Source organism: Planctomycetota bacterium (genome assembly GCA_016872555.1).
In the GTDB taxonomy this organism is placed as follows: domain Bacteria; phylum Planctomycetota; class Planctomycetia; order Pirellulales; family UBA1268; genus F1-20-MAGs016.
Genome location: VGZO01000099.1, coordinates 1 through 5,835 on the forward strand (window position 1 = coordinate 1; position 5,835 = coordinate 5,835).

Genomic DNA, 5,835 nt, shown 5'->3' on the forward strand with positions numbered 1-5,835 from the left:
GAGCCGTCGAGCACGTCGATCATGTCGCCATCGACGATCTTCACCACCTTCCCGGTGAGCGTGCCGGCGAAGGCGACGGAGGCCAGGACAAGGGATAGGGCGATGGCAATGGCGGGACGCATTGGCGAACTCCGAGAACCACATCAACCGAGCCAATCGTCATCGTACTGTTTTCTGCGTCCGCCGGCTCTCGTCCCCAGTCGTCTCAACTACCACGCCGATACGACACCGCCAGTACCCCTCACTTCCAGGCCCAGGACGCGATATGGTCACCGCAACCGCGGAGGCAACATGACACCGACCACGCAACTCGAGCTCCTCACTCGCCGCCAGACCGCCACCGTACTCGGCGTGTCCGTGCCGACGTTGACCAGGTGGGGCCGCGAGGGGCGCGGGCCGCGCCCCCTGCGACTGACCCCGGGGTCACGCGGCCGCGTCATGTATCGCGCAGCCGACATCCAGGCGTTTGTCGAAACGCTCGCCGCCGCACCTACCAAGCCCTTCGCTGCACCTGCCGCGCAGTGGCGATGACCCGGCGGCGATCGCGCCATCAGACCCGCCAGGCCGAGCGGAGTCCGGTTCTCTTGACACACTTTTGCAATAGGCCGGTGCTGACCCACAACCCGACGATGAATCGCAAACCGTTTCAGATCAGCGACTTACACGCTATTTGATCGACTCTGATCGTCTCGACGACGACTCCGCCACACCCCCTCTCGACTTTTGCGGTCTTGTGGTCCATTCCGCCGGACGACGAGGCGCGATGGTGTGGCGTCGCTGTCGTCGACCACGACGGAGGGCACGACGATGGATCGTCAGGGGCGACTGCAAGCGCGGCCGATCGAGCCTCCTCCAGTTGAACCGCTCGCGCTTCGAATCGGTGACGCAGCCCGGGCGCTCGGGATCAGTGAGCGGAAGCTCCACGACCTGACCAAGCGCCACGCGGTGCCGCATGTACGTCTCGACGGTGTGATTCTCTATCCGCTCCCCGCGCTCCGCTCCTGGTTGGCCTCGTCGGCCACGAGTGCAGTAATCGCCTCCGTGACCGCCGACGCGGCGGAAGGCGGTGACGCTTGAACGACACCGCCCGGTTCCTCGCGGCGCTCTTCGACCACGACGACATCGTGGAGGTTCGTATCCTCCCGGAGCGGCACTCGATCTGGTCGACGCCGGCCGACTTCGAAGGGATCGAGTCGGATCTAAAACGGCGAAACGATGCAGGCCAGAACATCTACATCGGCGCCAACCCGCGACGGGCGAAAGGAGGCACCACCGCGGAGGATGTCGCCCTCGCCCGGGCGGTGTGTGCCGACTTCGACAACGGCACGACGCCAGCAGAGGCACTCGCGCGAGTAGCGGCCGCTGGTCTGCCGCTGCCGACGGTCGTGGTAATGACGGGCGGCGGTGCTCACTGCTGGTGGCGACTGACCGAACCGATCCACGACTTGACGCGCTGGACCGCCATTCAAAAGGCGATCATCCAGGCGACGGGTTCCGACAAGGCAATTCACGATCCACCGCGGATCATGCGGCTCCCCGGGTTCCGCAACTGCAAAACGAAGTATCCCGACAAGCCGATGGCGGTGATCGTCGACTGCGTGGCGGAGCGGGTCCATCCCGTCACCGCGTTCGACGCGCTGCTGTCGTCGGTGCCGGCGGTGCCGCGAGTCACGACATCGGCAGCAGTCGCGCCGGGGTCGATGTCGGAGCACTCGCGGCGGTTCCTGGAGAACGGGACCGTTGACGCCGACGGGCGGGTAGTGACTGCGTTCAAGGTGGCGTGTGATCTCGCTGGCCGCGGCTGGTCAGAGGCGGGGGCCGCCGACGCGATCGTGGCCCGGCTGCAATCGCTCGGGATCGAGGGTGACGAACTCGCCGACATCCCGCGGCAAGTTCACAACGCTTTCAAAGCTCCGCGAGATCCTCGTGGCGGTAGCGCGGCCGCGCCGCCGGCCGTCGCGCCCGCTGTCGCCTCCACGACATCGCCCTCGTCGGTGTCGCGGTTGGTCTCACTCGCCGACGCGATCGAGCGATGGCGAAAGCAGGAGCGGCCGCCCGTCGTGGAGACGGGCTTCACGCCGCTGGACGACGCGGGAGGCGGCGGATTGCCCGTGGGCGGGCTGACGGTGTTCGCCGGTGCTCCTGGGGTGGGCAAGTCTGCGTTGGCGTTACAGGCGACGCTGGGGGCTCTCCGCGTTGAACCCACGCTCCAGGCGACCTGGGCCGCCGGTGAGATGACGGTCGAGGGGATCGCCCAACGGGCGGTTGTGAACTGGGCCGCGTGGGCGGAGCGGCGCGTGTCGATGACGGGGGCCGCGGATCGCAGCAAGGCCGCGCTCGCGGTCGCCACTGACCTGGAAACCGCCGTCGGTGATCGCCTTCAACTCCTGCCGGCGCCGCTGCCGGTGCAGGACATCATCGACGCGGTGGCCGCGACGGGCTCCAAGCTCCTGGTGGTCGACTTCATCCAGTTGGTCGAGGTGGCGGGCACGACCGACCGGCGCCACGAGGTCGATGCCGTGGTGCGGGCACTGCGGACGCTCGCCCTGGAACGTGGTGTCGCGGTGGTGATGCTCTCCAACATCGCCAAGAACGTCGGCGGTGACGCTCGCGCCGGTGTCGTCGGCAAGGAATCGTCGGAGGTCGACTTCGCGGCCGATCTGCTGTTCCTCGGTGTCGACGGTGAGCCTGACGGTGACGCCCGGGGGCGGCCCGTGCGGTGGCGATGTCTCAAGAACCGCAACGGCGAGCGGCTCGATCTGGAGACGACGTTCGACGGACGCCGGCAGTGGTTCGACCACGAGGCCACGGTGGAGCCTCACGACGAGTTTGCCGACTTCGCGCCAGCGGGAGGCAAGGCGCGATGAGCAAGGCCAAACCGACCGGCACGGAACCAAACCCGCGCGGCGAACTACAGCGGCGCGTCGGAGCCATCCTGGATGGCGGGCACGACCGCGGCTGGACCAAAGCCATGCACCGGGTGTTCCACCGTTGCCGGCAGTGGGCGTCGTTCGATCGGTGCACCTTCAAGGCGTCGGTGCGGACGCTGGCGAAACACGGCGTTCCGGTGGCACCGTCGTCTCGCGGAATCACCGGGCTTGTGGCCGCTGGCGTGTTCAAGGAACGGGAGAGCGCGGGATCGTGCCGCGTGTTCGAGATCGTCGTGCCGACCGGGAAGAGCAAGCCGAGCAAGGGCACCACCAGAAGCGACCGAGGCAGCCAAGAACCGTGGGTCGAGGAAGAGTAGGTGTTCCACATGGGGGAACACCCCTGTTCCACATGGGGGAACGGAGTGTTCCACATGGGGGAACGGAGTGTTCCACATGGGGGAACAAGAACATGGAATTCATGGATTCCATGAATTCCATGGAGCGGAGGCCGTCGCCCTGGTGGGCTCCAGCCTCCGGCAGACGCGCGTCAGGAGCTACACGTTCAAACACGGAGGTTTCGACAATGCCACGTCCAGCCAAGAAACAACAACACCAAAAACGGCGACTAGTCGCAGTTGAGCAACGGCCCGTCGCCTCACTGACACCGAGCAAGATCAACGATGCGGTGTATCGCCCCCCGTCGCCCGACGATCCCGAGATTCAGGAGTTGGCCCGCAGCATGCGGCAGCATGGCGTCTTACAGCCGCTCAACGTGACGCAGGATGGATTCATCCTCTCCGGTCACCGCCGATTCTGCGCTGCTCGGCTCGCCGGGATCGACTCGGTTCCGGTGATCGTCGAGCCTTTCGCCAGCACGCACCCCGACTTCCTTCGGCTCCTGGTGATGCACAACCAGCAACGATCCAAAACGGTTTCGGAAATACTGGCGGAGGAGGTTGTGCGATCGTCGGAAGACGAGGCGCACCGCGCCCTCGTGCAGCATCGGGTCGAGAGGGGGCGTCGGGCCGTCGCTGAGTGCGCCGCGATGGATGACGTGGAAAAACGCCGCCGCGCTAACGTGTCGCGCGCGAAGTTGCCAATGCTTCAAGCAGTCATCGCGGTGGTAAACGACCTGCGCGAATTCTGGCCGCTGTCGCTGCGAACGATTCACTACAACCTGCTGAACGCGCCGCCGCTGCGCCATGCCAGCAAACCCGCCAGCCGATACCGAAACGACCGGGCATCGTATGGCGACCTAAGCAAGCTCCTGACTCGGGCGCGGGTTCATGGCCTCGTGCCGTATGACGCCATCGACGACGCGACGCGCCCGGTTGAAACGTGGAACGTGTACCGCAATGCAGGCGACTACATGCGAAAGCAACTGAAGCGGTTCATGACGAACTACTGGCGCGACCTGCTTCAATCGCAACCCCACCACCTCGAGGTCGTGGGCGAGAAAAACACGCTGCTTCCGATCATCCAGCCGGTGTGCGAGGGCTACACGGTGCCGCTGACCATCGGCCGCGGGTACTGCTCGCTGCCGACGCGAAAGGCGATCCACGACCGGTGGCGCGGCTCGGGAAAGGATCGGCTGGTACTCGTCGTCCTGTCGGATCATGACCCCGACGGCGCAATGATCGTCGACTCACTCGTGGGCTACATGCAGGCCGACTTCGCCATACCACCCGGGCGGATTCTCGGCGTGCGCGCCGCGCTGACTGCTGACCAGTGCCGGCAGTTCGACATCCCGACCGACGTTGAAGCCAAAGCGACAAGCAGCAACTACCGCCGGTTCGTGGAGCAGCACGGCCGCGGGGCATGCGAACTGGAGGCGGTGGCGCCTCGTCTGCTTCAACGGCTTCTGCGCGAGACGATCGAGAGCGTTCTCGACCTGGAGGCGTTCAAGGCAGAGCAGTCCCGCGAGCGGACCGACGCGGCCGACATCGACCATTACCGAAAGCGAGCGCTGGCCGCGATCGGACCGATCGATTCCGGGGCGTGAAGGGCGGCCGGCTGACGGGAGACGATAGACTGCAAAAACTCGGAACTACCGCTGCGTGACTGGCGCGAGCGTGAAGATGATGATCGAAAACAGCAACGGAGGGCACGGGTATGGCATCACTGTCGTGGGATCGAGGCGACAGCGGGAAGCGGCGGGCGCGGATCATCTTCAGAATCGACAATGAGCGAAAGTCGATCCGACTCGGGCCGGTGCCCGTGCGGGTGGCTGAGGAGTGGCGGGGCCGGATCGAGGAACTCGTGGCAGTTCGCCTCACCGGAGTGTCACCGCCGGTCGATCTGGCATCGTGGGTCGGTCGCCTCCCCGACGAGGCCCACGTCAAGCTCGTGCGGGCCGGGCTGACGGCAGAGCGGTCGACGGTCGAGGTGGTGACGCTCGGGACGCTCCTGGCCGACTACACGGGGCGCGGTGACGTGAAGCCCTCCACGCGGGCAGCGTACCGACAGACTGCCGATAGCCTCCGGGCGTTCTTCGGTGCCGATCGCGAGTTGTCGACGATCAACGCTTCGGACGCCGACCGCTGGCGGTCGTGGATCGCCACGTCAACGGCATCGACCACGAGGAAGCGCGGCACCACCGACAACCGCCTGAGCCCCGCCACCGTCGCCAAGCGGGTGTTCGTGGCCCGTGCGGTGTTCGGTCGCGCGGTTCGGTGGGGCTGGCTGGAGAAGAGCCCCTTCGACCACTTGAAGGGCGGCAGTCAGGCCAACCCGGGCCGGTCGGTCTACGTTCCCCGCGATGTCGTGGCCGACGTGATCGAGGCTTGCCCGTCGATCGAGTGGCGCGTGGTCGTCGCCCTGGCCCGCTACGGTGGCCTCCGGTGCCCGTCGGAAGTCGGGGCGGTGACGTGGGCCGATGTCGACGTGAAGGCCGGCCGGCTGACGGTACGCTCCTGCAAAACGGAGGCCCACGAGGGGCACGCGGTGAGGTTCGTGCCGATCTGTC

General features: G+C 66.3%; 6 protein-coding genes. 5 read left to right on the top strand and 1 reads right to left on the bottom strand.

All coding sequences use genetic code 11. The features are described from left to right. A partial coding sequence (locus FJ309_16925; protein MBM3956257.1) for a nuclease occupies nucleotides 1-122 on the bottom strand: 122 nt, incomplete at its 3' end. 646 nt (nucleotides 123-768) lie between these two features. Between FJ309_16925 and FJ309_16930 the strand changes: the two genes are divergently transcribed. From FJ309_16930 to FJ309_16950, 5 genes are all read left to right on the top strand, one after another. Further along, nucleotides 769-1,077, top strand: a complete 309-nt coding sequence (locus FJ309_16930) for a helix-turn-helix domain-containing protein (protein MBM3956258.1) — start codon at nucleotides 769-771, stop codon at nucleotides 1,075-1,077. Further along, complete coding sequence (locus FJ309_16935) at nucleotides 1,074-2,867, top strand: hypothetical protein (GenBank protein MBM3956259.1); 1,794 nt, start codon at nucleotides 1,074-1,076, stop codon at nucleotides 2,865-2,867. Before FJ309_16930 ends, FJ309_16935 begins: the two co-directional genes overlap by 4 nt. Beyond that, nucleotides 2,864-3,247 carry a hypothetical protein gene (locus FJ309_16940; protein MBM3956260.1) on the top strand — a complete coding sequence of 128 codons (384 nt, stop codon included), beginning with the start codon at nucleotides 2,864-2,866 and terminating at the stop codon, nucleotides 3,245-3,247. Before FJ309_16935 ends, FJ309_16940 begins: the two co-directional genes overlap by 4 nt. A gap of 32 nt (nucleotides 3,248-3,279) precedes the next feature. After that, a complete protein-coding gene (locus tag FJ309_16945; GenBank protein ID MBM3956261.1) occupies nucleotides 3,280-4,872 on the top strand; it encodes a hypothetical protein in 1,593 nt (530 codons plus the stop codon). A 110-nt stretch (nucleotides 4,873-4,982) separates the two neighbouring features. Continuing rightward, nucleotides 4,983-5,835, top strand: an 853-nt coding sequence (locus tag FJ309_16950; protein ID MBM3956262.1) for a hypothetical protein, incomplete at its 3' end; no start/stop codon positions are given.